The following is a 24,968-nucleotide window of genomic DNA, read 5'->3' as shown; positions in this document are numbered from 1 at the left end:
CGTTTATGCCAATGAGCTTTTCATGATCGAACGACACCCTCTTCTACGCAGCCTGGCGATCTATAGGGAAATGCCCTGGCGATTCATCCTGGTGGCGGCGCTGTATGTGGCCATCAACCTGGGCCTGGTCTGGCAGCAATGGCTGATCGGCCATGCAGTCAATGACGTGAGCGCCGGGCGTGCCGTGGTACGCCTCGGCGACGGCAGCCTGGATGCCGGCCTTGGCTGGTACTGGCTGGGCCTGATGCTGGCCGTCGCCCTGGGCCGTGGCGTGCTGCAATACATCGCCAGCGTGTTGTCGCTGGTGATCAGCCAGGAACTGCTGACGCGCCTGCGCGAACGCATCCTGGCCCAGGTGCAAAGCCTGCACATGGGCTATCACTGGCAGCACGGCATGGGTGAAATGATCACCCGCACCACCCGTGATGCCGACAAAGTCCGCGATGCGTTGATCACCTTCTGGCGGCAGTTGGTAGAGACACCGCTGGTGGTGCTGGCCACGGTTGGCCTGCTGAGCTGGTACAACCCGCTGCTGGGGCTGGTGCCGCTGTTGCTGACGGTGACCGGCTTGGCGATTTTCGTGCGCCAGACCGAACAGCTGGTGAGCCTGGATCGCGCGGTCGGTAGCGCCTATGACCGGGTCAACCAGGACCTCAGCGAAGGTATTGGCGGCGTGCGGGTGATCAAATCGTTCGCCCTGGAACAGCAGCGTATCCAGGGCTTTGCCGATCAGGTGGCGGTGTTTGCTACGTTGGCGCGCCAGGCCCTGGCTTATTCCAGCTCACGTATTCCGCTGCCCCAGGCCGTGGTGGCGCTGGGTCACGTGTGGATTCTGGTATACGGCGCACACCTGGTGGCGACCGGTCAACTGGGAATCGGCGAATTGGTCACTTCGCTGCTGATCGCCACCACCCTGGTATTTCGTATAGAGGGCATCGGCCGGGTAATGCAGACCTTCGCCGATGCCCGCGCCAGCGCCGAACGCATCTGGCAACTGCTGGACGCCCCCGCCGCGATCCGCAGCGGTGCTGCCACCCTACCCGCCAGCCCGCTGGGACTGAAGCTGGAACAGATCAGCGTGACCGCGCCCGGTGGTGGCCGTGACATTTTGCACGGCTGTTCGCTGACCTTGCAGCCGGGTGAAATCGTCGCGCTGGTGGGCGCAACCGGTACCGGTAAGAGCCTGCTCGCCAGCTTATTGCCACGCCTGAGCGATGTGACCGCCGGGCGCCTGTTGCTCGGTTCGGACAACGACGGCTGGCAGGACATCCGTAACCTGCAACTGGGCCCGCTGCGTCAGCGAGTGCATGTGGTACCCCAGGAGAGTTTCCTGTTTGCCGGCAGCCTGGCGGCCAACCTGCGCCTGACCGCGCCTAATGCCACTGACGAAGAACTGCGCGAAGCGTTGCATCAAGCCGCTGCTGAAGATGTCCTGCAGCGCCTGCCCCTGGGCCTTGAAACCCCTCTCGGCGATAGGGGCGTGACCTTGTCCGGCGGCCAGCGCCAACGCCTGTGCCTGGCCCGCGCGCTGCTCGGAAAACCCGACATCCTGTGCCTGGACGACGCCACCAGCGCCCTCGACGCCATCAGCGAGCGCCAGGTGCTGCACAACCTGCGACACCTGCGCGGCACCACGGTGCTGGTGATCTCCAGCAAGCTCTCGACCATCCTGCTGGCCGACCGCGTGCTGATGCTGGATGACGGCAGGATTACCGCCCAAGGCACCCATGCTGAACTGCAATCAACCAATGCGCACTACCGCGACCTGCTGGGGATAGACCATGGCTAACCCGCTGCCAGGCAAAGCCTTGAGCGATATCGAAATCGAAGAAATGCTGGCGAAAAAGGCCCTCGATCGTGGCATGTTCAAACGCTTGCTGCCGTTACTGCGACCGATCCGTCGGCAGATTGCGGCTGTCATCGGCATTGAGATCCTACTGGTGTTCACCGTATTCCTGCGGCCCTGGTTTGTGCGCGAGCTGCTGGACCGAGGGCTGATCCGGCAAGCCGATCACTGGCTGCTGGATGAACGCCTGGTGCTATGGCTGGGCCTGGGCCTGGCGGCCAGTTGGCTGACGCGTTTCCTGCTGGCCGGGGTCTCGCAGTTTGTTGCCGGCGGCGCGGCGATCCGCGTGTTGAATGCCTTGCGCGTGCGGGTGTTTGCCCATGTGCAGAACCTGAGCGTGAGCTACTTCGACCAGACCCGTGCAGGGCGCATCATTTCCCGGGTCGACCGCGATGTCGACGCCCTCGAACCACTGGTGATCCAGGGTCCGCCGGAATTGCTGGGCGCCGTGCTGCGCTGCGGCCTGGCCTCGGTAATGCTCTGGCGCATCGACCCACGGTTCTTCCTCAGTCTGGTGGCGACAGTGCCATTGCTGGTGCTCGCGACATGGAGCTTCAAGCGTATTTCCCAGCGCAACTGGGCCAAGGTCGCGGAGAACCGCAGCCGCTTTACTGCGCACTTGGTGGAAAGTGTCAGCGGTGCGCGCTTGCTGCAACAGTGCGCCCAGGAGACGCCGAACCTGCAGCGCTATCGCGTGCTGCTGGATGATTTCAACCATGCGTTGATTCGCGGCAGTTTGCGCTCGTCGTGGTTTGCACCGTTTACCGCACTGCTCAGTTCGGCAGGCATCGCGCTGTTACTGCTGGTGGGTGCGTATGGGTTGGCGGCGGGTGACGTCAGTGTCGGCCAGGTGGCAGAAAGCCTGTTCTACGTGTTTCTGTTCCTGGGGCCTTTGCAGGAGCTGTCGGACCTGTTTGAACGCTACGCCACGGGTTCGGCGTCGGCCCAGCGGATCTTCCTGTTGCTTGACACGCGCCCGCAGATCCTCGACAGCGCTACCCCCCGCACATTGGAACGCGCTCGTGGGGAAGTGCAGTTTGACCAGGTGGTGTTCGGTTATGGTCAGGCGCCCGTCATCAAAGGCTTGAACCTGCATATTCCAGCAGGAGAAGTGCTGGCGATCGTCGGCCCGTCCGGCCACGGCAAAAGTACCCTGGTGCAACTGCTGACGCGCTTCTACGAAGTCCAAGCCGGCGCCGTGCGACTCGACGGCATCAATGTGCGCGACCTGGCACAACACACCTTGCGTCGCCATGTGGGCGTGGTGTTGCAGGACAATGTACTGTTCAGCGGCAGCATCCTCGACAACCTGCGCCTGGCCGCGCCCCAGGCCGATGATGCAACGCTGGTCGCCGCTGCCCGTGAGCTGGGCGCCGATGAAGTGCTGGAACGCCTGCCCCATCAATACCACACTGAAGTAGGGCCACTGGGGGCACATCTGAGCCATGGCCAGCGGCAACTGGTGTGTCTGGTGCGCGCGTACCTGGCGGACCCCGCGGTGTTGGTACTGGATGAGGCGACGTCGGCGGTGGATATTCATACCGAACGGCGTATCCAACGGGCCTTGCGACGCCTGTGTGAGGGGCGCACGGCAATCATCATCGCCCACCGCCTGGCAACGATTCGGGATGCCGACCGGATTGCCGTCGTACGCCACGGCCAAGTGGTGGAACTGGGGCCACACCAGCAATTGATCGGACAGGCCGGGCCCTATGCAGCGCTGTACCACACCTACCTGCGCAGCGCCCATCAACCTGACGCCATCGCCCTATAGGAGCCGGCGTGCCGGCCCCCTGAAAGCCTATGTTGCGCGTCCAGCATTGGTTGCTGGGAGGCTGCTGCTACAGCAGCAGCCCTCTCCTGCTGAAGTGCGGTTGCCCCCGTAGCCATTGGCCGAAGCGCCCATGGCATGCACGTTGCACAGACCTTGCGCATCAGGTCTGCGCCCCTTGCACGACTCAAATCAGGAGCACCCATGAGCACTGAATTTTTCTGGCGCCTGCCGTTGGGCACCGACGGTCCGCAACTGACCACCGACAAACACAACCGTGGCAACCCCGACTACCGACCTGGCAATATCGCCCCGGGGCGATTACCCAACGGCGAGCCGGATGACTTCACCTACATCGACTACATCGCCCAAGTGGCCAAGGCCGCCGAACTTGCAGGTTTTGAAGGCGCCCTGCTGCCCACCGGCCCTGAGCCCTGGATCGCCGCTGCAGCGCTGGCCCGCGAAACCCGGCGCATCAAGTTCCTGATCGCCTTCCAAGCCACCTGGACCCTGCCCGCCTACGCCGCGCAGCAAGCCGCGATCCTGCAGAACCTCAGCCGTGGCCGCCTGGAGTGGAACATCATCACCGGAGGTAACCCCGCGAGCCAGCGCGCCAATGGTGATTTCCTCGAACATGACCTGCGCTACAAGCGCACCGGCGAATTCCTGGACATCATCCAGGGCCTGTGGAAGAACGAAAAATTCTCCTACGACGGTGAGATCTACCAACTGGAAAACGGTGCCCTGCCCACCGGCCTGCGTCATGAGCGCAAGCCAGGAGTTTATTTCTCCGGATTCTCCGATGCTGCGTTGGGCGTTGCCGCCAAACACGCCGACGTGTACCTGAATTGGGCCGAGCCCATCGACAAGCTCAAGCCGCATATCGAGCGCGTACGCGAGTTGGCTGACAAACAAGGGCGCACGGTACGTTTCGGCCTGCGGGTCGACCTGTTCGCCCGTGAGACCGAAGAGCTGGCCTGGAAAGACCTGCGACGCCAATTCGACAAACTCGAAGGCAAGACCAGTACGGTTGCCAAAGGTTTTACCAGCGGTTCGGATTCAGTCGGCGGCGCGCGGCAGACCGCCTATCACCAGAACGTCGACCGCTTCGACGACCTGACCATCGGCCCCAACCTCTGGGCTGGTTTCGCCAAGGCCAAGCCGGGACCCACCGTCGGCCTGGTGGGCAGCCACGAAAACATCGCCGAGCGCCTGGTGGAATACCGCGACGCTGGCTTCTCGACCTTTATCCTTGCCGGCAACCCGCACCTTGAGGAAGCCTTGCGCATTGGCCAGGAAGTATTGCCGCTGGTGCACCAACGCCCGGCGATCCAACCTTTGAAAGCCAGCGCCTAAGCGCTGGGGGAGAACCTCTGATGACACAACCCCTCGACACTCTATGGTATACCCGTTGTCCTGTGCCAACCGGGCTGGGCATCGCCGTACAAAAGGGCTGGTTGCAAGACACCGTCGGCGCCTTGGGCACCGAGGTGCAGTCCCTGCGCGAATCGAATGACAAGGCCGTGCGCGAGTCGCACTTCGACCACACCTTGCAGAACTCGGTGCGCCATGGCGGCAATATCCCGGCGATCTGGGCCCGCGCCCAAGGCCGCGAAACCCGGGTGATCGGCTTGTCCTGGGCGGATGAAGTGCAACTGATCCTGACCCGCCCGGACAGCGGCATCAAGACCGTCAAGGACCTCAACGGCCGCACCTTCGGCTTGCCGGACTGGGCCGGCGTTCAAATCGACTTCACCCGCGCCCAGGCCCTGCGCGGCCTGGAAAACGCGCTGTCGCTGGAAGGCTTGAAAGTCGGCGATGTGAAGCTTGTCAACTTCCGCTACGGCGGTACCTTCAGTGACAGCGCCGTGCGCAATGTAGCCGGCACGCCGGTTAACACCCAGGTCAGCGCGCGCAACCTGGAACTGATCGGCCTGCTGCGCGGCGAGGTGGATGCAATTTTCCTCAAGGGCGCCAGCGCCGCCCAGCACGCCCATGATTTCGGCCTGCATATCGTGATCGATACAGGCGCCCACCCCGACCCACTGATCCGCAGCAACAACGGCACCCCACGCACGCTGGCGGTCGACCTGAACCTGCTGGAGAACCATTTTGACGTGGCCACTGGCATCCTCGACGCGGTGCTGCGCGCCGAACAGTGGGCCCATACCCACCCGGAAGACACCCGCCGTTACCTGGCGAGGGAAACCAACAGCAGCGAGTATTGGGTGACAGCCGCCTATGGCCACGACGCGCACCTGCGCCTGCGTACCGAGCTGGATGAACAGGCGATTGCTGCCCTGCAGGACTTCACCCACTTTTTGCACCGTTGGCGCTTTATTCCACAGCGCTTCGATGTGCGTGAATGGATCGATGCACGGCCGTTGAACACTGTGCTCAACGACAACGCCAACCCTGCAGGAGCTGGGTTGCCAGCGATGGCCTCCTAATGATTACTGCATCATTCACGGGCGCCATCGCCAGCAAGCCGGGCTCCTGCAATGTGCGAACATTTCATGGATTTGAACGAAGAATTTTATGAGCAAACCACTCGATACTCTCTGGTATACCCACAGCCCGGTCCCCACCGGGCTTGGCATCGCGGTGCAGTCCGGGCGACTGGCCGAAGCCTTCCTGCCCTTTGGCACCAATATCCAATCGTTGCGCGAGTCCACCGAGCGGGAAGTGCGCGAAGCCCACTATGACCATCACCTGCAGAATTCGGTGCGCCACGGTGGCAATATCCCGGCGATCTGGGCCTACGCCAGTGGCGTCGAAACCCGCGTGCTGGGCTTGTCGTGGAGCGACGAGGTGCAGTTGATCCTGACCACCGCAGAGAGCGGAGTCAAGAACGTACGCGACCTGAAAAACCGCCGTTTCGGTCTGCCCAAGTGGGCCAACGTACAGATCGACTTCACGCGTGCCCAGGCCCTGCGTGGCCTGGAAAACGCACTCAAACTCGAAGGTTTGAACGTGTCGGACGTGGAACTGGTGGATTACCCCTATGGCGGGACCTACAGCGATAACCAGACCTCCTATGTGTATGGCCCCGAAATCGGACTGGGGGTCAGCCGCTTCAGCCGGCGCAACAATGAACTGATCGGCCTGCTGCGCGGCGATATCGACGCGATCTTTCTCAAGGGCGCCCACGCTGTGCACTTGGCCAATGAGTTCGGCTTGCATGTCGTAGTAGATACTGGCTCGCACCCTGACCCGTTGATCCGCAGCAATAACGGCACGCCGCGCACCCTCACCGTGGATATCAACCTGCTGCAAGAGCATTTCGATGCCAGCGTGAAAATCGTCGATACCGTGCTGCGCACCGAGCAGTGGGCCTGGGCCAACCCGGATGAAACCCGGCGCTTTCTCGCCAAAGAACTCAATACCAGCGAATACTGGGTCACGGCCGCCTATGGTGAAGATGCGCACCGTCGACTGCGGACCACGCTGGACTCGCGCTCGATCGATGCATTGCAGGATTTTACCGACTTCCTGTTCCGCTGGAACTTCATTCCGCGCCGCTTCGATGTGCGCGACTGGATCGACTTCAGCGTGCTGGAAAAAGTCATTGGTTCCACTTCGCGCGTCGCTGTTTAGTCCTACCCTACCTGTAGGAGCCAGGCTTGCCGGCGATGGCAGCCGTGAAAACGCCATCGCCGGCAAGCCGGGCTCCTACAATTAATGTGTGATCAGTGCCAGCGGTGCTGGCCTGGCAACACTTTCCCTGCTGCTCCAGCAACACACTGCGCGCACTTTCTGCTGAATCCTCCGCAGGTCGTTTTCACGCCTCTTGAAAGCGTTATAAAACTCAGCTTTATATATTTTTTTTATAATTAAAATCAGTAGCTTATGATCATGTATCAACACTGAAATCCTCTTGGCACGATCTCTGCTCTACCCCCCTTAAGGACATATTTTCCGGGGGAGACTGCAATGCATAAAATCAATCCGATCACCAAGGGCCTTTGGCTCGCTTTGCTCGTCGCCGGCAGCACGCACGCCGCTGAAGACGACGCCAGCAAGACCGAGCCGTCACTCAAGACCGTGACCGTCACCGCGCAACACCGCGAGCAAACCCTTCAAGAGGTTCCGGTGGCGGTATCGGCGGTCCAGGGCACCAGCATCGTCGCCGATGGCGTACGTAACATGGGCGACATCACCACCTTCATTCCCAACGCCTCGGCCAAGAATCCCGACGGCGACGGTCGCCCGCGCTGGTACATCCGCGGGCTGGGCACTGGCGACACTGGTGCGGCCACGGTTTACCCCGTAGGCATTTATGCCGATGACGTGTACCTGAATGCACCGATTGCCGGTGGCGGCCCGCTGTGGGACCTGGAGCGCATCGAGATCCTGCGCGGGCCACAGGGCACGCTCTACGGCAAGAACACCACGGCCGGCGCGGTAAATATCATCTCGAAGAAACCGACGTTCGACACCGACGGTTTCGGCACCATCGGCTTTGGCAGCAAGAACGAACGCATCCTCAGCGGCGCCCTCGGCGGGGCCCTGGTGGATGAGAAACTCGCCGCGCGGATCTCGCTGTACTCCGAAGAGCGCGACGGTTTCCAGAAGAACCTAGTGGACGATCACACCTACGGTGACGTGAACAAAAAGGCCGTGCGCCTGCAGTTCTTCGCCCAGCTCAACGACGACCTGGACGCGCTGTGGAAGATCCACAGCCGCGAGTTCAAGGGCGATGGCGCCAACGGTGCGCTGACCCTGGGCCGCTATTACAACGTGGGCTACCAGCGGCCGGCCGGGCGCGATATCGCGCTCAATGTGAAAGACGATTCCAAGCTCAATCACGACGGTACTTCGCTGACCCTTAACTGGCACCTGGGCGACTACACCCTCACGTCCATCAGCGCCTATGACTATATTCGCGGCCAGTCCAGCAGTGACGGCGACTACACGCCGTACGAGGTCAACGGGACCTCCACCGCAGACAACAAATACGCTCAGTATTCCCAGGAAATCCGCCTGGCCTCGCCCCAGCAGGAAACCCTGCGCTGGCTGGCGGGTGCGCACTATTTCCATGAAGATCTGGATAGCACCGCCGGGCGTTTTATCCAGCCCGGCCCGACCCCCAATGGCACAGGTTCGAACCAGATTGGGGGCGCCACGGATTTTCGTGACCTGAGCTACGACCATAATACTGACAGCTACGCGCTATTCGGCAACCTGACCTACGACTTCACCGACAACTTCAGCGTTACCGGTGGCCTGCGCTGGACCCAGGAAAAGAAAGACATCGACCTCAGCCTGACCCAGTTGACCCGCGCCACCGCCAACGGCCCATTGATCCCGCTCGCCGCCGCCGGCAGCAACGGCAATCGCCAGGAGGATAAAACATGGGAAGCCTGGACCTACGACCTGACCCCGGAATACCGCATCAACGACAACGTGCGCGTGTTTTTCCGCTACGCCCATGGCTTCCGTTCCGGCGGTTTCAACACCGGGTTGTCCACCAGCCTGTCGCAACTGACCACGGTAGACCCGGAACAACTCGACGCCTATGAGTTCGGCGTGAAGTCCGAGTGGTTCAACCATCGCCTGACCGCCAACGCGAATATCTTCTACTACGACTATTCGGACATTCAGGTGAACCTGCTGACGGTTAACAACGGAGTACTGACAACCGCCTTGACCAACGGCGCCAAGGGTAAGGTCAAAGGTGCCGAGCTTGAGCTGGAAGGCCAACCCACCGACTACCTGCACCTGCGCGCAGCGATCTCGTTCCTGGACAGCGAATACACCGATTTCAAAAACACCAACCCCACCACCGGCGCCGTCACCGGCGACTACAGCGGCAACAGCTTCGTGCGCTCGCCGCGTAATGTGGTGTCCTTGGGCGGCGACTACACCATCCCACTGGAAATCGGCGGCAAGCTGGTGGCGGGGGCGGATGTGAGTTTCCGCGACAAGGAATACTTCCTCGCCGACCGCCAGAGCAGCGCCGACAAGGACCTGAGCCAGCCTCACTACACCTTGGCCAACAGTCGGCTGACCTGGTACAGCACCGACGAAAAACTCAGCGTCACCGGCTTCGTCAACAACCTCACCGACCGCCGCTACCAAGTCCATGGCCGGCCGAACGGCGGCTTGGGCCAGTACGTGATCACCTACGGCGACCCTCGCACCGTAGGGCTGAGCGTGACCAGCCGCTTCTAACCCAACCACACCTCCACTCCCTGTAGGAGCCGGCAAGCCGGGCTCCTACATTCTGAAAGGACCTTTTTATGTTCCAACGCACTCCGTTGGCCGGCGCCATTGCGCTGGTCATGGGCAGCCTTGCCGTGCCTGTCTTTGCGGCAGACGATACGCAGCCCACTGCAAAAAACGATCACCTGGACACCGTAGTGGTACTCGGCACCCGCCGCAGCGACCTGACCGCCCTGCAAAGCGCAGCCCCCGTCGACGTACTGTCCGGCGAGCAATTGCAGCAGACCGGCGCCACCGACCTCTCCGGCGCCCTCACCGCCTTGTCGCCGTCGTTCAACTTCCCACAATCACCTCAAGGAGCCTTCGGCGGCTCCATCGCCCAGGGCGCTTCGCTGCGTGGCTTGGCGTCGGACCAAGTGCTGGTGCTGGTCAACGGCAAGCGCCGTCACAGCAGCGCGAATATCACCCGTCAGAGCCTGGTGAATGGGCGTGGCGCGGCAGCGGTGGACTTGAGCCTGATTCCGTTGAGTGCGATCCAGCGCGTAGAGATCCTGCGCGACGGCGCCGCAGCCCAATATGGCTCCGACGCCATCGCGGGGGTAATCAACATTGTGCTCAAGGAAAACGACGACGGCGGCAACCTGGGCTATCGCTTTGGCGGCTATGACAAAGGCGATGGCCTGCAGCGTAAGCTCAACGGCTGGAAGGGTTTCACGCTGCCCAACGACGGCTTCCTGACCTTGAGCTTCGACGCCGGCAGCCAGGACCCGGCCAACGACACGAACCCCGACAACCGGATCTTTTACCCCGGAGATACCAGTGTTAACACGCCCCGCGAGCAGAATAACCGCTACCGCACCTGGCGTTGGGGTGCAGGCAATGTCTCGGACCAGTACAACTTCGTGGCCAACAGCGAGGTCGGCATCGGCGAGAGCCTGACCGCCTACGGCTTCGCCACCTACTCCCACAAGAACACCGACGCCGAAGGTTTCTTCGACCCGCCTACCACCTTGCGTAACAACTACGGCAGTAATGCGTTGGCGCGCTACCCGGACGGCCGCTTGCCGATCACCCGCTACGGCCTGGAGGATTATGCGGTGACCGGCGGGCTGCGTTGGGAGAACGAGCGCCTGGGCAAATTCGACCTGGCGCTCAATCATGGCAACAACACCCTCAAATCCACCGACCGCAATGCGATCAACCCCAGCTACGGCACCAATAGCCCATCGAAGATCTACACCGGAGAGCGCGAAAACGACCAGACCAACCTGACCCTGGACTGGGTGCGCGACTTCCCTACCGATCTGTTGTTCAAGCCGCTGACACTCTCCGCCGGGCTGGCCTGGCGCAAGGAAAACTATCAACTGAGCGCGGGTGAAGCGGCGGGCTGGCAGAACGGCCCGCTGTTCAACACGGCCGACCCGATCACCGGGCGCCGAATTCCAGGTTATTACTCAGGCATCACCCAGGTAGATGCTGCCTCGCTGGATCGCAAGGTACTGGGCGCCTACATTGACGTCGAGGGCCAGGTCACCGAGAAATTCCAGGCCGGCGTGGCGGTGCGTACTGAGCACTATTCGGACTTTGGCGACACCACCAACGGCAAACTGTCCCTGCGCTACGACTTCACTCCACAGATCGCCGCACGGGCCACTGCGAGTACCGGCTATCGCGCGCCTTCGCTGGTACAGAGCGGCATGTCCTCGTTCAGTGTGCAGGTGGTAGAGCAACCACCGGGCAGCGGCAACTTCGTCGAGGTGCAACAACGTACGTTGCGCGGCAACAGCCCGGAAGCCCAGGCGCTTGGCGGCAAGGCGCTCAAGCCGGAGGAGTCGACCAACTATTCCCTGGGCCTGGTCTGGCGCCCACTGGAAAATGCCTCGGTCACGGTGGACGCGTACCGCATCAACATCGACAACCGCATCACCCTTTCCGACCAGTTGCCCGCCAGCGTGGTCACGCCGATCTTCGCCGGTACACCCTACGCCAATATCCAGAGCGCGGCGTTCTACACCAACGTCGCCGACACCCGCACCGACGGTATCGAGTTGACCGGCAATTACCAGTGGGACCTGCAGCAGTGGGGTCGACTGAACCTGAGCGGCGGCTTTGCCAAGACCGACACCACCATCACTGGCTTGCGCGATGTGGGCAATATCAAGGGTTCGCAGATTGTCGGGCGCAACACACAGGGCCTGATCGAGGAAGGCACGCCGGACACCAAGCTGACCCTGAGCGCCAACTGGCTGTATGAAAACTGGGGCCTGACCGTGGCCCAGCGCCGCTATGGCGAATGGAAAAGCCTCAATGCCACCAATCCCAGCCTCGATCAAACCTACAGCCCGCAATGGGTGACCGATCTCGACCTGTCGTACACCTTCCACAAGGGCGTAAAAGTCTCGGTGGGTGCGATCAATCTGTTCGATACCCACCCTGACAAATCCGATGGTGCGCAGCTGTATGGGGTACCGAAATACTCCATCACCAGCCCGGAAGGCGCACAGGGGGCTTTTTATTACACCAGCGTGAGCTACGACTTCTGAGGCGGCTGCTGAATGGGTGCTGCCCCAGCAGCACCCCATCACCAATTGCCCGTTTGCCATGAGCTGATCTTACGGGCCTAATCGCCGGCAAGCCGGGCTCCTACAGATGGGTTGGGTTGTGGCACATGTTTTGCGATGGACACGTTGTACTTCGCTGAAAAAGACTTGCCATGCGCACCCATCGATTGTTCACCGCTCTCACCTGGCTGATCTCCCCCCTGGCTTTGCTCGCCGTCTGGACGTGGGTGGCCCATCTCGGGATTTTCCCGCGCAACCTGCTAGTACCACCGGCCCAGGTGCTGCACACCTTCGAAGAACTGCTGGCCAGCGGCGAATTGCTCGAACACCTGGGTAATAGCTTGTCGCGGCTCGGCCTGGGCTTTGGCATTGGTTCACTGTGTGGCTTGGCCTTTGGCGTGCTGATGGCCTTGTCCAAGAACGTCGAGGTGTACTGCGGGCCGCTCTTCCACACCCTGCGCCAGATCCCCAGCATCGCGTTAATACCGATGTTCGTGCTGCTGTTCGGCATTGATGAAACCTTCAAGATCATTATCGTCGCCAAAACCGCGTTCTTCCCGGTGGCACTCGCCGCAGGAGAAGGGGTACGCGGCATTCCGCGCAGTTACTTCGAAGTGGCCGACGTGTACCGCTTGCGCTGGCCGACCTTTGTGCGCCTGGTGGCTCTGCCCGCCGCCGCGCCGCCGATCATCACCGGCTTTCGCATCAGCTTGACCCGTGCATGGGTGGTGCTGGTGGCCACTGAGTTGCTGGCGGCCGACAGTGGGCTGGGGCAGATGATCGAGATGGCCCGGCAGATGCTGCGCATCGATGTGGTGATGGTCGGTGTAGTGGTGACCGGGGTGATTGGGTTTGCCCTCGACTATGCCTTTCGCCGTATCGAACAGCGCCTGTTTCGCTGGCAGACCCGCTAGGAGCCTCACATGCTGCCCTTACTGAAAAAATCCCGAGGACTGCTGCTGCCACTGCTGCTGGTGCTCGCCTGGGAATACGCCTCACGCCAGGACGCTGCCGGGGCCTATGCCTTCGTGCCGTTATCGGCAATCGGCTCGGCGTTGCTGGAAATGCTCGGCAACGGCGAACTACTGGTCAACCTGCTGGCAAGCCTGGCGCGTACCAGCAGTGGCTTGCTACTGGGCATTGTGTTCGGCGTGATGCTGGGGGTGCTGATGGCACTGTCCAGCGTAGCCAACCGTTTGATCGGCCCGCTGTTCCACTCGATTCGTCAGGTACCGATGCTTGGCTGGATCCCGCTGATTGCGATGTGGTTCGGCAACGGCGAGTTTTCCAAAGTGCTGATCGTCACCCTTGCCGCGTTCTACCCGATGGTACTGAACACCTACCAGGGTTTCAGCCATGTGGAGCGCCGTTACCGGGAAGTTGGCCAGGTGCTGGTGCTCACCCCTGTTCAGCAATTCACCCAGGTGCTGCTGCCGGCGGCGTTGCCGAGTATCGCCACCGGCGTGCTGCACGCGCTGGCATTCGCCTGGGTCACCGCGATAGGCAGTGAATTGTTCCTGTCCTCCGGGGCAGGCCTGGGCAATCTGATGATGAACGCAGAGGCCGGCTCGCGCATGGAAGTGATCGTGCTCAGCGTGCTGTGCATCGGCTTGCTCGGCTACCTGATGACCCTGTTATTCACCCTACTGAGCCGCCACCTGTTGCGCTGGCGCAACCTCCGTTGAAAGGCATGATATGAACGCAATCGCTTCCCCACTTTACGTGCAAACCGGTGCGCTGCAGATTCGCGGCCTGAACAAGACATACCAGATCGAGGGCCGTTCACTGCCGGTGTTGCACGATATCCAGCTCGACGTGCGCCCTGGCGAGTTTGTCAGCATTGTCGGCGCCAGCGGCTGCGGAAAATCCACTCTGCTGCGACTGATTGTCGGCCTGGAAGCCGAATACGAAGGCGATATTTTGCTGGACGGCAAACGTATCGTCGCCACCAGCCTGGAACGCGGCATCGTGTTCCAGGACCACCGCCTGTTCCCGTGGATGACTGTCAGCCAGAACATCGCCCTGGCCCTGAAAAACCACAAGCTGCCCCAGGCGGAGAAAGACCGTCAGGTAGCTGAACACATCACGCTGGTGAACCTCGAAGGATTTGAAAGCGCCTACCCCCATCAGCTCTCAGGCGGTATGGCGCAGCGCGCCGCGATCGCCCGGGCGCTCATCAACAGACCCAAAGTGTTGCTACTGGATGAACCGCTGGGCGCCCTCGATGCCTTGACCCGCGTGCACCTGCAACGCGAGCTGCAACGCATCTGGGTACAGCAGCGTTGCACGGTGATTATGGTCACTCACGATATTGAAGAGGCGTTATACCTGGGAGATCGAGTGATCGTGATGGACGCACATCCGGGCCGGATCAAGCATGAAATCCGGATAGACCTGCCCCATCCGAGGGACCGGACATCATCAGTGCTACAGGGGTACAAGGAGCAGTTGCTGGAAGAATTGGTAGGGCATTGAACCTGCCGCTCACAGGCTGCACCTTCCGATCCCGTACGTCTAACTTGGCGCTGCATTGGCGCGACGCTTTGCCCGTGAGGGTTACCGGTCGATTCGCGGCGGAATAAAGCTGAGCATCCACCCACACCTTTGGGTATCCGATCTCGTTCAGCGCCGTCGAGATCGTCGCCCTCATCCCATGACCAGTGAGTTGATCGGCATACCCCATTCGACGCAACGCGCCATTCAGCGTGTTCTCGCTGATGCGTTTGCTTAGATCGCTTCGATGCGCAAATAAGTAGCGCTGTGCGGGAACAACCTGGTCCAGCAAGTGACGCACGATCTCCAGCGCCTGAACCGACAGCGGCACGATATAAGGCGGTACATTTTGGGTCTGCTTACCTGGCTTCCGCATCGCTAGCTGGAGTTGTTTCACCATGAATCGCTCTTGGTTTCGTAGACACCTCCAAGCCCAGCAAACAAATTACGCGGATGCAAATATTAGGTCGAACACAGCCGATCGGAGTTGCTGTTCTCGACCGAGAGCGGATTAGCTGGTCCTTGATGAGCCCTGCCCCCTCCCGTCAGATCCGATGAGGAGTTACACTGAAAGCCATCGACGACCACCCTGCTCCGCCTCAGAGATCGCCAATCTCGATCACCCGCATATCCCGCGCTACTGGGGGCAAAACTGGGGGCATATTTTAGGTTTTCCGACCTGAAAATACTGCGCTAGAGCCTAGTCAAAATGTTTTTTGGCGATCCTGAGAGTCTTTAGGCGTTGTTGGGCAGGCTATTCGACTGATCATTTCTGCCTTTCCACAAACCCTGTAGCGCCATTCACTTCCACTGGTCAGGTGAACGAGGGGGGGGGCTGGACCACTACAGGATATCCGGGCGGTGCACTCTACCTCCTCACCGCTGGGCCAGCTCACCCCGAAAACCCATCCTCTGCCCGCCGCGCCTCAGGCAGCGGTTGTCAACTCGGTCAGTTGGCTGGCGACACAGCCAGCCTAGAGCATCAACGCATACACCGTCTTGTTTGGCCCGGCACTCGGGGTATGGGTCCCGGTGGTCCCACCTGCAATCCACACGCCACCGCGAAATGATGTGGAGCCCGGGCGCGATATACTCCAGGCCAAGCCCGGCAGCACACTCCAGCCATTGTCCGAATAACAATTGAGATCCCCCAGCGCCGAGCCATCCGGCGCGACACCGCCCAGGACAAACACGCCACCGTCGCGGGTGAACACCGTCGGAGACGAGCGAGCCGACGCCGGCAGCGGCGGCTGCTCTTCCCACGTGCTCCCCTGGCTGCTGGTCCACACATCATTGCTGACCGTGTTGATATCGGTCTGTCCGCCAACAACATACAGGGTGGTGTCCGATGCAGCGATCCCAAACCGAGAACGCGGCGTCCAGCCGGCCGTACCGACCTTTTGCCAGTTGCTGCCGTCGCTTGAGCACCACAGATCATTGAGAGGCTGATAGCTCTGGCCAGAGCCCCCCAGCACCCACAGTTTATCCTTGAACACCACGCAGCCGAAATCACTGCGCCCGGACCAGGCCGCATTCGCGGTCACCTGGGTCCATTGCATGCCGTCATTGCTGCTCCAGACGTCATTCAGACGCTGCGCTCCGGTGTCCCCACCCATCAGCCAAAACTTGCCTTTCCAGTACACGCCGCCGGCATTCGAACGCGCCGGAAAACTGTCGTCGAAACCCGCGACCTGGGTCCAGGTCTGCCCGTCACGCGTGTTGAAGATCGCTTTGGCCGTGTCTGGCGAAAACAGCCACAAGGTATTGGCGTTACCCAGCAGGACGGCCCCACTGAGCGCTTTGAAGTCAGTACCGCTATTAAAGGTGTTCCAACCCCGGTTCAGGAAGAACAGGTCTAAGGACTTGCTCAACGGTCCACCCTGCCCTTGCACAGTCAGGGTGTAGGTGATCGGCTTCTGCGGAAACACTGGATAACTGCCCGAAACAAGGTCGCCCCGGGGAATCACGTAATCGCTTTGCCCCGGTGCGCTGATAACCGCCGACAAGGCGGCGCGGGTCTGCCAGGTCAGGCTCACCCTGGCCGGCAGCGTGCCGCTGTAGGCAGTGGCGACAAAGGCATCCAGCGCCACCGGCGGCACATTCACAGTGAACTGCGTGGTGAAATCCGGGGTGGCTGCATTGAGGGTCTTGTAGGCATTGAGCGTGAACTGGGTGGTGGTGTCGAGCTTGATCTTGTACTGGTCAATGCCGCTCACCCCAGTGCCGATCTGCCCCTTTGCGCTGTCGAGGGTCGTGTCGCCGAACTGCAGCTTGACCTGCTGCACGTCGAAGCACTGCCAACGCAAAGTGACCTCGTCCCCCAGCTTGGCCAGATTGGAAGGGACGGCATTGAAAAAGATGATGTTCGGCGTCGGCTCGCGCTTTTGCAGCACCAGGGTGAAGTAGCCATCGTCATAACCCGGGAAGTCGCTGTATTGCAGGTAGGCCACCGTGGCCCCGCGGGGCGCCTGGGTGGTGATCTTCTCTACGACAAAAGCGGCCGTCGCGCCGCTGGCGGGCCCCAGCACGGCCCGGTTAGTGTTGACCGGCTTGAGCGTCCAGACCGGGTCGTTGGCACCGGCACCCGAGTCGGGGTTGGTCGCATCCCATTCGTAAGTCTGATGGCCGTCATGGTACGTGGCCTCGACCGACGTCTTGATGTTCCAGGCCGAGAACGGGTCTTTGGGGTCCGACGGGGTCAACGCCCCGATGCTGTCACCATAGACGAAGGACAACAGCACAGTCGGCGTGTCCACCCAGGGTTTGGTGACCAGGTCCTCGCTGGGCTTGAGGTTGGTCAACTGCAGCACCAACAGGTTTTCGATGGTGACGTTGTCCAGCGGAGTGACATAAACGCTGCTGTCAGGCAACAGTTGCACCGCCATGTTCTGGCGCAGATCGCCGGCAAACTCGGGGTAACGCAACAGGAAGATCTTGTACGGCGGCGAGATGTTCTGCCCGTTAACGCGCACACCGAGATCGGCGTTGGTCTGGCTGGTGAGGCTTGAAACAACGCTGCCAAGCTTGATGATGAGAGTGCCGCCCGCATCGATTAGCTGGCTCCCCTTGAGCACCAGCATGTTGCCCTGCACTGTCGCTGCCCAGCCGGTAGTGAGCACCTTGATCTGCGCCACATCCGCGGCATTGAACAAGGTGCCGGGGAATTGCAGGCGAATATCTACGGCCGTGAGCGCCGAGGGGCTGCGCAGGGTTAGCGTGTAGCTGCCGAGGTCCGAGCGCCCGATGTAGATTTCGGGCTTTTGAGTCGAGTCGTTCAAAAATGTCGCGCTGACAGCCATGTCGTGGCTCCTTTGGTTTACCCGGTATCTACTTGGTTTGCGGCGCAGGCGTCAGCTTGAGCCAGCCGTCCTCGGCCGTTTGCGGTGTATAGGAAAACGCGGCCCGATCGCCCACCTGGCTGGCCGGTAACGGTTCGTCCTGCGGAACCTGCTGGCCGTCCTGCAACACGCTAGTGGTCCATTCCCAGACGAATCCCGATTCCGGCGGTATCGGCAGGCTCAATCGCTGCTGGCTGCGCAGGATCGGATGGGTAAAGAAGGTCATTTCGATGTTGCGCAGCGCCGCCGCCGTGATGTCCGGTGGGATACCGATGGCCTTCACCGGCAACAGGCCCGTTGTGGCATGCACCATCGCCCGAGGGTCGACCAGCAGGCTCAGGGTTTTCTGCGCCGGGATGCGTACATCTCGCAGATCGTCAATCTGCGCCTTGGCATCGGCGTAAGGGTGTGTCGGCGGATCAATATTGGCGTGTAGATTCAGGGTGATGGTCTGCGCGGTCGGCCGCTCGATCCCCGCGACTCCCGGGCTGGGGGCCGCTGGTGCATAGAGGGTGGTGTACGGTGTGTCGCTGTCGAGCAGGTACGCCACCAATCCATCCTCGAGGTGGTCGCGATCACCCAGGCGCACCGGAATATCGATGCCGCGTATGTCGGCACTGTCGCGTTGCGTCCAGTCATAAGTCTTGTCGTTCTGGCCGGGTAACAAGCGCGCCAGTTCGTCGCTGCTGGTCACGAACGCCGGCAGCCCCTGCACCTCGCAACGCAAGCCGGCGCGCACCAGGGCCAGCGGCTGGCCCATCAGCACTGCTTGGGCCTGAGCGGCCTGTTTGTCGTCCGGCAGGATGTAGGTGTGGGCATTTTCGATGGTACCTAGCAAGGTGGCAAAAAATGCCCTGGGTTTACCCAGGATGAATGTGGCCAACTTCACAAGGTGCGGGTTGGCGTCGGCGAGGTCTTCCTGCATCGAACGGGCGGCATTGCCAGGCGCCGAATGCCAGGCAACGGCCTGCTGCGCACCAAATACCCCAAGCGAACCCAATACCTCGCCGGTGCCGGTGAACAGCATCAGCGCGTTTTCCAGGTAGTTCGGCACAATCCAACCACACAGTGGGGAGGTCGAGGGCACCGGGTTCATCTGTACTTCGTCGTTCCCGGCACTCAGCCAGCGGAACAGCAAACGACTGGGCTGGGCAATGCGAGGCGCCAAGTAGCCTTTACCTGTGACACCGTCGGGCGCCTGCATCTGCCAGGACACCGAGACCTTCTTGCTGTCCTCGAACTGCTCGGTGTCGACCAGCAGGCGTTTGCGCCCGAACACATCGACAAGTTGCAGTTTCGATAAGGTGAAATAACCGGCCCGCATCAGGTTGTACAGACTCTCCTGGCTGATCGGCACCTGTCCGGTCTGCTCGCCCGCCGCCCAAGCCACGAAATGGGTCAGGCTGTTGACGTACTGCGTGTTGTCAAAGCTGTCGACCAGCGCCGTCGGCGTCGACTCCTCGTCGTAGAACGGGTTGAACGGATTGAGCTGCAAGCCCGCCGCTCGGGTGATGAACCCGGCGTTGACCCCGCCCAACCCTTGCGCCAGCAGCGGTTTGTCCACCAGGTACTGCACGATCGCTTGCAGGTCGGGGTTGTCGTTGTGTTGCAGGTAGCGGCGCAACTGTTCGATCAGCGGCTCGGCCACCTTGGACGACAACAGGATGCTGTCGGTCAGCTTCACCCGCCCCTTGGCCGGTTGCGGCGGGGTCTTGCCGAAGACCAGTTCGATCTCTCGTTCATCCAGCTGGAACTGCTCGGTGATATAGCTGGCCTCATAGTCCTGCGATCCGCTGGTGCTGTGCTCGAAAGGCACGTAGGTGGCTTCCCAGACCAGGAACAGCGGCAGGAACGGGTCCTGCCAATCGAGCGCATGGTTCAGGGCCAGCCCCTGCGGCGCTTGCCCACTCCAGGTGAGCGTGAGGCCGTTGCTGGTTTCGCTGGGGTTTTCGATGATCGGTAGGTTTTTCCACGGGGCCGCCGCGTTTTCCGTCCAGGCTTGCTGGATCTGCGCGACGAGCGCTTGCTGTGCGGCCGCGACGTCCGTCTGTGGCGTCCCTTTGAGCGCCCCGGCGATCTGCGGCACCAGCAACGGGTCGAGCAGGCACTTTTCCCCCAGCAGACGGCTCAGATCGTCGAGAATCGGCTGCAGGTCGCGTGCTTCAGGGCTGCCGGCCGGATTGACCTTGGGCACACCGAGCGTCAACGCGCTTTGCAGGGCGGCGGCCGTCAGGCTGGCGCCGCTGGTGTTGGCGCTGACCTGGCTCAGCAATTGAGCACCAAGCCGGCACGGCAGACGTTTGACGTTACCGTTGCGCCGGGCCGGTTGCAGCGTGTCGCCGGTCACCACCAGTACCGGCTCGTTGGGCTGCCAGAAGCGCGCGGCGTTGGTGGTCTGCAATTCGAACTGGCTGTAGGAGGAGGCAAGCAGGCTCACCAACGTATTGGCCTGCGTCACCAGTTGCCCAACCAGACTCTGCGCGGACGCCTTGCTGACGTAACTGCCGTCGGCGGCCTGACTGAGAAAATCCTGTGGCCCGCAGTAAAACACCGGAATGTTTTGGGTGGCCGGGGACGCAGCAGCGGCCTTGCCGAAGGCAGCTTCGAACTTGGCCCACAAATCGAGAATCTGCTCGGCCAGGTAAGTGTTCAGTTGCGTGACGTCGAAAGGCACTGAGCCGGTATCGTCGTAGAGACCGGTGATGTACTTGTACCAATCCATGAAGATCTGCTGACGGCAGGACACGATGATGTTGAGCAACGCATCCAGGCGCTGCTGGTACAGGTTAAGCGCATTGAGCTTATCGCCCAACTGATTGTGATCCTCAGGCAGCACCACCTGTGGCGCGGCGTACTGCGAGCCGCTACCGGTCTGCTTCTGCCGAATCATCCAAATGCGCCCGGCTTGCAGGGCGCCGAAGCCGTTCTGATGTACTTCCTGCTCAAGCTGAACCAGCGTCAGCGAGCTGCCAAGCCGCTCCAGCAAACCCATCTGCAGCGCGTCCAGGAGAAATTCCAGGTTGTCTTCGATCTCCTGGCCGGCGCCGTCAAGCTGGCCCTTGGGGTCCTGGGGTTTTCTGTTGCGCCATTGCTCCTTGATCAGCGCGGCCAGTGCCGACGAACTCGAACTGCCCATGGCGGCGCGCACTGATTCGTCGCGGTCGGTCACGGGTACCAGGTAGCACTTGGGAAATCCCGGCTTCGCATTGGGGAACACCGGGTTCTGACCGGTGGTATTCCAAGGGATGTTCGCCACCTGCGCCGTGTAGACACAGCGCGAGGGAAGCTGTGCGGGCGTGGGCGTGTACTGCCACAGGTAAAACCCTTCCACCACCTGGGCGAGCAGTTGCTCCGGGGTCAGTTGCTCGTCGAGCGGCGCCTTGCCGTTGTCGACACGAGCCTGCGCGAGCGCCTGTTCGAAAGCTGTACTTTGCAAGGGGTCGTCCGCCGCGCTGCTGTGCCAGCCGCTGACCTGGTACGACACCTCGAAACGCGCATTGCCCAGGTCAAACCCCTGCCCTATATCCTGGAATGTGTCGTGGAAGCCGAATGCACTGGCGCAGTCCGGGTAATAGGCACTGAACGTCGGCCCGCTGTTGCCCAACGCGCTGATCGCACCCAGGCTTTGCCCAGGCGCCATGAAGTTGCTACCCGACAGGACGAACGCTGGCAGGTGGCGCACATCCGTCAGCGCTGTACCGGGCAAGTCCGGCTCCGGTTGCCAGGTTTGCAGCTCGAACACCCGGCCCATGCGCCGCGACGGCGGATAATAAGCGGCGCCGCCATTGCCGGCGATGTCGTAGCCAGGTGGTACATCCCAGCCCACCGGCAGGGAAATGCTGGTGCGCTGGCTGGAGGGGTAATAGTCCGAGACGTACTCCTCGGGCGTCATCAGGTAGTCGCTCTCGACCACCCACTGTTTCACTTGCGTGCCCTGCTGCCCCTGGAGGATGCGCGTCACCAGCCAGCGGTTGGGTGCCGGCGGGTAGTCCACCGTGCCGTCCGGTGCCTGGCGCCCTTGGGCTATGGTGTCGGGCAGCGCCCAGTGCAGGTGGATGCCCGCCTTGAGCTGCTCGATCACGTTCTGGCTCAAGGGATTGTAGGTGTTGCTGCTGACGTTGGCCTTGGTCCAGGTGCCGCTATGCACGATGGCGCCGTTACGGCCCGGTTCGCGCCAGGGCAGCCCCTCATAGGCGGTCGTGCCGCCGGAAAACAGCTCAGTGCTTTTGGTCACCAGGCTCGCGTCGTTCGGGCTGACCCGCAATGCCTGTACGTTGACGGGGATGATCAAGGTCATTATTCAGATCCTGCGCTGAGGTCGAACGAAACGAGGCCGACACCCTTCACCATTTGCAAGGCAAATTCGGAGGACGGCAGATGGTCGAAGCCGCTGTAGATACCCTGGATGTAGTCGCCGTACTTGGGGTCGTGCAGGTTCTTTGACAGCCGGTAAAGGCGCAGCAGCCGCCGCTCGCTCGCATCCCGGAACGGTACGCTCTGGAACACGCCAGGCACCTGCTCGCCCGCCGTATTCGTTTGGGTGGCGTTGGTGAAGTTGTAGCGCAGGTTGATGGCTTTGGGCTCAGTAGCCGCGACGCCAAAGTGCAAGCCTTCGGCGGGCTCATGGATATCCACCGAGCCCAGCGTCTGACCGTCGAGGTCAAACAGGCACAACAGCACGCCGGGGGCCAGACGCTCGAAGCGCACAATGTCCATCGCCTTGCCGTCGGGGGTATAAGCGTTCACTTCAAGCCCCGGCCAGCCCTGCACCACGTCCGAGCGCAGAATGAAACCGCTCACCACGTCCATGTCGATTTTTTCCTCGGCCTGTTCTTTCAACCCCAGCGCGATGCTGCGGCTGATCGAGGCATGCCGGGTGGTGTGCAAATTGACCCTGGCCTTGATCGCAACATCGTGGGCGATGGTCGGGTCGGCGGCATTACCGGTCACGGCCCGGCCGATACTCAGCGCACCGTCCAGCAAGCTCTGAATCCAGTTCTCGTCCAGATAGAAGAAGCGTATCGACTCCGGCGGCAACATACGCTCGTCCGGCACCAGATAGTTGAACGGGACGCCATCGAGCAGCTTGAGCTTGGCCAACCAGGTGTAGATCTCCAGCGGCACGCTGAACCGAGCGTCGCCGATGGCGAGCAACTGCGTCGCGTCCGAAAGCACCTCCCGTTGGTACCTGACGCGCCCGGCGCGAGCAACAGACAGGTTGCCGGTGGCCAGGAGTGCGTCGGGGGTTGGCAGGAAGGGCTTGAGCAAGGGATAGATCAGCGAGTCGCTTTGCAATTGCTGCTGGATTTCATCAAGCGACTGCTGCAACACGATAGCTTCCATCTGCGCCACGACATCGCGCAGGTTGTCCCGGCGCCAATTGTAGAGCAACACCGAGAAATGCTTGTTCTGCAAGGCCAGCAACTGACCCATTTGCCATGCCGCCGCATAGGAAATATCGAACAGCCCGGTGTCGGGGTCGTACTGGGTCGCGGCATCGGCGGAGGTCCAGGTCGGCGGCACGGTGTCGGTCTTGATCTGATACGGCGTCAGCGGTCCGCGGTACCACGACACGGTATTGCCTGCATCGCGGGTGTGGTGCTTGAGCGCTGTATAGCCCATTTGCAGCGCATTCTTGGCCCGCCGGGTTTCGTCCGTGTCGCCCTCCTCCACCGCCGCGACCGGCAAGCCCAGAGCAAAGTTGGCGGCGACTGTCGACGGCGTCGCCTGACCTGCCAGCGGGTTCTTTGGCTTGAGTTCGAGCAGCAACTGCTCGAACCGCTTGCCCGTACCGGTGGAGGTGAAGGACCAACTCGTCAGCGAGACCAGGCGCATGAACCCTTTGTCATCGATGGCAAACGCCGGTTCGTTCGGCGCCTGCACGGAGCGTGGCCGGCTGACTTCGCCACCGTTGTCCGAAGTGGCCGGGTCGATCGGCAGGAACGGCTCCATGGCCTCCAACGACACCAGGTGTGCGATACAACGCTTGCCGGTTTGCGGCAGGCGGTTGCCGGTGACGATGGCGAAGTTGGAAGTGCCCGGCACTTTCGAAAGGTCGTTGCGCGAGGCCGGGACGCCGTTCTGTGTCGCCTTGCGGATGATCTCGACATTGCGCACGTGGGCCATCATTTTCAAGTCGTCCAGTGACGGCGCAACGCTCCAGAACAACCCCAATGGGACATCAATGTAGTTGCAGGCGTCGTCCGCGTGCTGGCCGTAATCCAGATACTTCTCCAGCCGTGCCGCATCGCTTGAACTGTCCAGGTCTGCGGCGGCGTAGAAGTACGAATAGCCCTGCGCGATCTGCGTCTGCGGACGCTTGAAGAACAGGTCGCGCAGCTTGCCGGCGCTCGGGCTGGCACTGAACCCCTGTTGCTTGAAAGCCAGCTCGTCATCTTCGTCGAAAATCAGCACAGCCATCCAGGTGGGCACGTCGTGATCGTGCTCCTGGTCGGGAAAACTGACCACCGGCTCAGCAAGACTCGGGCGGCGCATCCAGGGCAACGTCTGTTTGGTAAACACTACATGCGCCAACGTATTGGTGTATTCGCCCTGGGTCTGGTCAGGCGGGAACACGGTCTGGATATCGTTGCTGTCGAGGGTGAAACGCGGCGCCTGCACCGCAAAGTGATACTGATTGGCATAGTGCTGCTGCTCCTGCGAGACGCGCTGGGAGACCGTGAACTGGTACTCGCCCGCCTCCAGCCCGGGCAGGTTGTGCTGGATGAATTTGACCGTCCCTTGAATGGGGTGTTCTCGATTATCAGTCACTGCTTATCTCCAACACGTAGTGA

13 protein-coding genes and 1 pseudogene are annotated in these 24,968 nt (G+C 61.5%); 10 read left to right on the top strand and 4 right to left on the bottom strand.

All coding sequences use genetic code 11. From position 1 onward, the window contains the following. Positions 1 to 22 precede the first annotated feature (22 nt). The 10 genes from BB029_RS26200 (at position 23) to BB029_RS26155 (ending at position 14,818) form a co-directional block, all read left to right on the top strand. Positions 23 to 1,789 (top strand): ABC transporter ATP-binding protein, encoded by a 1,767-nt coding sequence (locus BB029_RS26200; RefSeq protein WP_065941393.1) that lies wholly within the window; start codon positions 23 to 25, stop codon positions 1,787 to 1,789. Beyond that, entirely contained in the window at positions 1,782 to 3,620 is a 1,839-nt protein-coding gene (locus tag BB029_RS26195) for an ABC transporter ATP-binding protein (RefSeq protein ID WP_065941392.1), read from the top strand. Before BB029_RS26200 ends, BB029_RS26195 begins: the two co-directional genes overlap by 8 nt. Positions 3,621 to 3,821: 201 nt before the next feature. Next, positions 3,822 to 4,973, top strand: a complete 1,152-nt coding sequence (locus BB029_RS26190; RefSeq protein ID WP_065941391.1) for an LLM class flavin-dependent oxidoreductase — start codon at positions 3,822 to 3,824, stop codon at positions 4,971 to 4,973. A gap of 20 nt (positions 4,974 to 4,993) precedes the next feature. Beyond that, a complete protein-coding gene (locus BB029_RS26185; RefSeq protein ID WP_065941390.1) occupies positions 4,994 to 6,067 on the top strand; it encodes an ABC transporter substrate-binding protein in 1,074 nt (357 codons plus the stop codon). An 88-nt stretch (positions 6,068 to 6,155) separates the two neighbouring features. Next, the gene (locus BB029_RS26180) at positions 6,156 to 7,214 is read left to right on the top strand and encodes an ABC transporter substrate-binding protein (protein ID WP_065941389.1); all 1,059 of its coding nucleotides are present in this window, start codon (positions 6,156 to 6,158) and stop codon (positions 7,212 to 7,214) included. A 336-nt stretch (positions 7,215 to 7,550) separates the two neighbouring features. Further along, entirely contained in the window at positions 7,551 to 9,791 is a 2,241-nt protein-coding gene (locus BB029_RS26175; RefSeq protein WP_065941388.1) for a TonB-dependent receptor, read from the top strand. A 68-nt stretch (positions 9,792 to 9,859) separates the two neighbouring features. Beyond that, positions 9,860 to 12,325, top strand: coding sequence for a TonB-dependent siderophore receptor (locus BB029_RS26170; RefSeq protein WP_065941387.1), 2,466 nt, complete (start codon positions 9,860 to 9,862; stop codon positions 12,323 to 12,325). A gap of 170 nt (positions 12,326 to 12,495) precedes the next feature. Next, the gene (locus BB029_RS26165) at positions 12,496 to 13,257 is read left to right on the top strand and encodes an ABC transporter permease (protein ID WP_065927648.1); all 762 of its coding nucleotides are present in this window, start codon (positions 12,496 to 12,498) and stop codon (positions 13,255 to 13,257) included. A 9-nt stretch (positions 13,258 to 13,266) separates the two neighbouring features. Then, on the top strand, positions 13,267 to 14,028 hold the full coding sequence (locus BB029_RS26160; RefSeq protein WP_065941386.1) for an ABC transporter permease: 762 nt from the start codon (positions 13,267 to 13,269) through the stop codon (positions 14,026 to 14,028). Between the two features lie 10 nt (positions 14,029 to 14,038). Continuing rightward, positions 14,039 to 14,818 (top strand): ABC transporter ATP-binding protein, encoded by a 780-nt coding sequence (locus BB029_RS26155; RefSeq protein WP_065941385.1) that lies wholly within the window; start codon positions 14,039 to 14,041, stop codon positions 14,816 to 14,818. Between the two features lie 97 nt (positions 14,819 to 14,915). Here the strand turns inward: BB029_RS26155 and BB029_RS32560 are convergent. From BB029_RS32560 to BB029_RS26140, 4 genes and pseudogenes are all read right to left on the bottom strand, one after another. Next, a pseudogene (locus BB029_RS32560) lies at positions 14,916 to 15,236 on the bottom strand (tyrosine-type recombinase/integrase); the annotation flags it as partial. A 574-nt stretch (positions 15,237 to 15,810) separates the two neighbouring features. Then, entirely contained in the window at positions 15,811 to 18,135 is a 2,325-nt protein-coding gene (locus BB029_RS26150) for a hypothetical protein (RefSeq protein WP_065941384.1), read from the bottom strand. 28 nt (positions 18,136 to 18,163) lie between these two features. Next, positions 18,164 to 22,471, bottom strand: coding sequence for a hypothetical protein (locus tag BB029_RS26145; protein ID WP_065941383.1), 4,308 nt, complete (start codon positions 22,469 to 22,471; stop codon positions 18,164 to 18,166). Beyond that, positions 22,471 to 24,945 carry a hypothetical protein gene (locus tag BB029_RS26140; protein ID WP_065941382.1) on the bottom strand — a complete coding sequence of 825 codons (2,475 nt, stop codon included), beginning with the start codon at positions 24,943 to 24,945 and terminating at the stop codon, positions 22,471 to 22,473. The genes BB029_RS26145 and BB029_RS26140 overlap by 1 nt, the downstream gene beginning before the upstream one ends. Between the last annotated feature and the right edge of the window lie 23 nt (positions 24,946 to 24,968).

This window comes from Pseudomonas sp. S3E12 (assembly GCF_001702295.1).
Lineage (GTDB): Bacteria > Pseudomonadota > Gammaproteobacteria > Pseudomonadales > Pseudomonadaceae > Aquipseudomonas > Aquipseudomonas marginalis.
The sequence above is the reverse complement of the archived record's forward strand: the minus strand, read 5'-3'. Positions and strand labels throughout refer to the sequence as shown.

Excerpts from the sequence above, each read along its gene's own strand:
- BB029_RS26200 (WP_065941393.1), top strand. The coding sequence starts at position 23 with ATGATCGAACGACACCCTCTTCTACGCAGCCTGGCGATCTATAGGGAA.
- BB029_RS26195 (WP_065941392.1), top strand. The coding sequence starts at position 1,782 with ATGGCTAACCCGCTGCCAGGCAAAGCCTTGAGCGATATCGAAATCGAA.
- BB029_RS26190 (WP_065941391.1), top strand. The coding sequence starts at position 3,822 with ATGAGCACTGAATTTTTCTGGCGCCTGCCGTTGGGCACCGACGGTCCG.
- BB029_RS26185 (WP_065941390.1), top strand. The coding sequence starts at position 4,994 with ATGACACAACCCCTCGACACTCTATGGTATACCCGTTGTCCTGTGCCA.
- BB029_RS26180 (WP_065941389.1), top strand. The coding sequence starts at position 6,156 with ATGAGCAAACCACTCGATACTCTCTGGTATACCCACAGCCCGGTCCCC.
- BB029_RS26175 (WP_065941388.1), top strand. The coding sequence starts at position 7,551 with ATGCATAAAATCAATCCGATCACCAAGGGCCTTTGGCTCGCTTTGCTC.
- BB029_RS26170 (WP_065941387.1), top strand. The coding sequence starts at position 9,860 with ATGTTCCAACGCACTCCGTTGGCCGGCGCCATTGCGCTGGTCATGGGC.
- BB029_RS26165 (WP_065927648.1), top strand. The coding sequence starts at position 12,496 with ATGCGCACCCATCGATTGTTCACCGCTCTCACCTGGCTGATCTCCCCC.
- BB029_RS26160 (WP_065941386.1), top strand. The coding sequence starts at position 13,267 with ATGCTGCCCTTACTGAAAAAATCCCGAGGACTGCTGCTGCCACTGCTG.
- BB029_RS26155 (WP_065941385.1), top strand. The coding sequence starts at position 14,039 with ATGAACGCAATCGCTTCCCCACTTTACGTGCAAACCGGTGCGCTGCAG.
- BB029_RS26150 (WP_065941384.1), bottom strand. The coding sequence starts at position 18,135 with ATGGCTGTCAGCGCGACATTTTTGAACGACTCGACTCAAAAGCCCGAA.
- BB029_RS26145 (WP_065941383.1), bottom strand. The coding sequence starts at position 22,471 with ATGACCTTGATCATCCCCGTCAACGTACAGGCATTGCGGGTCAGCCCG.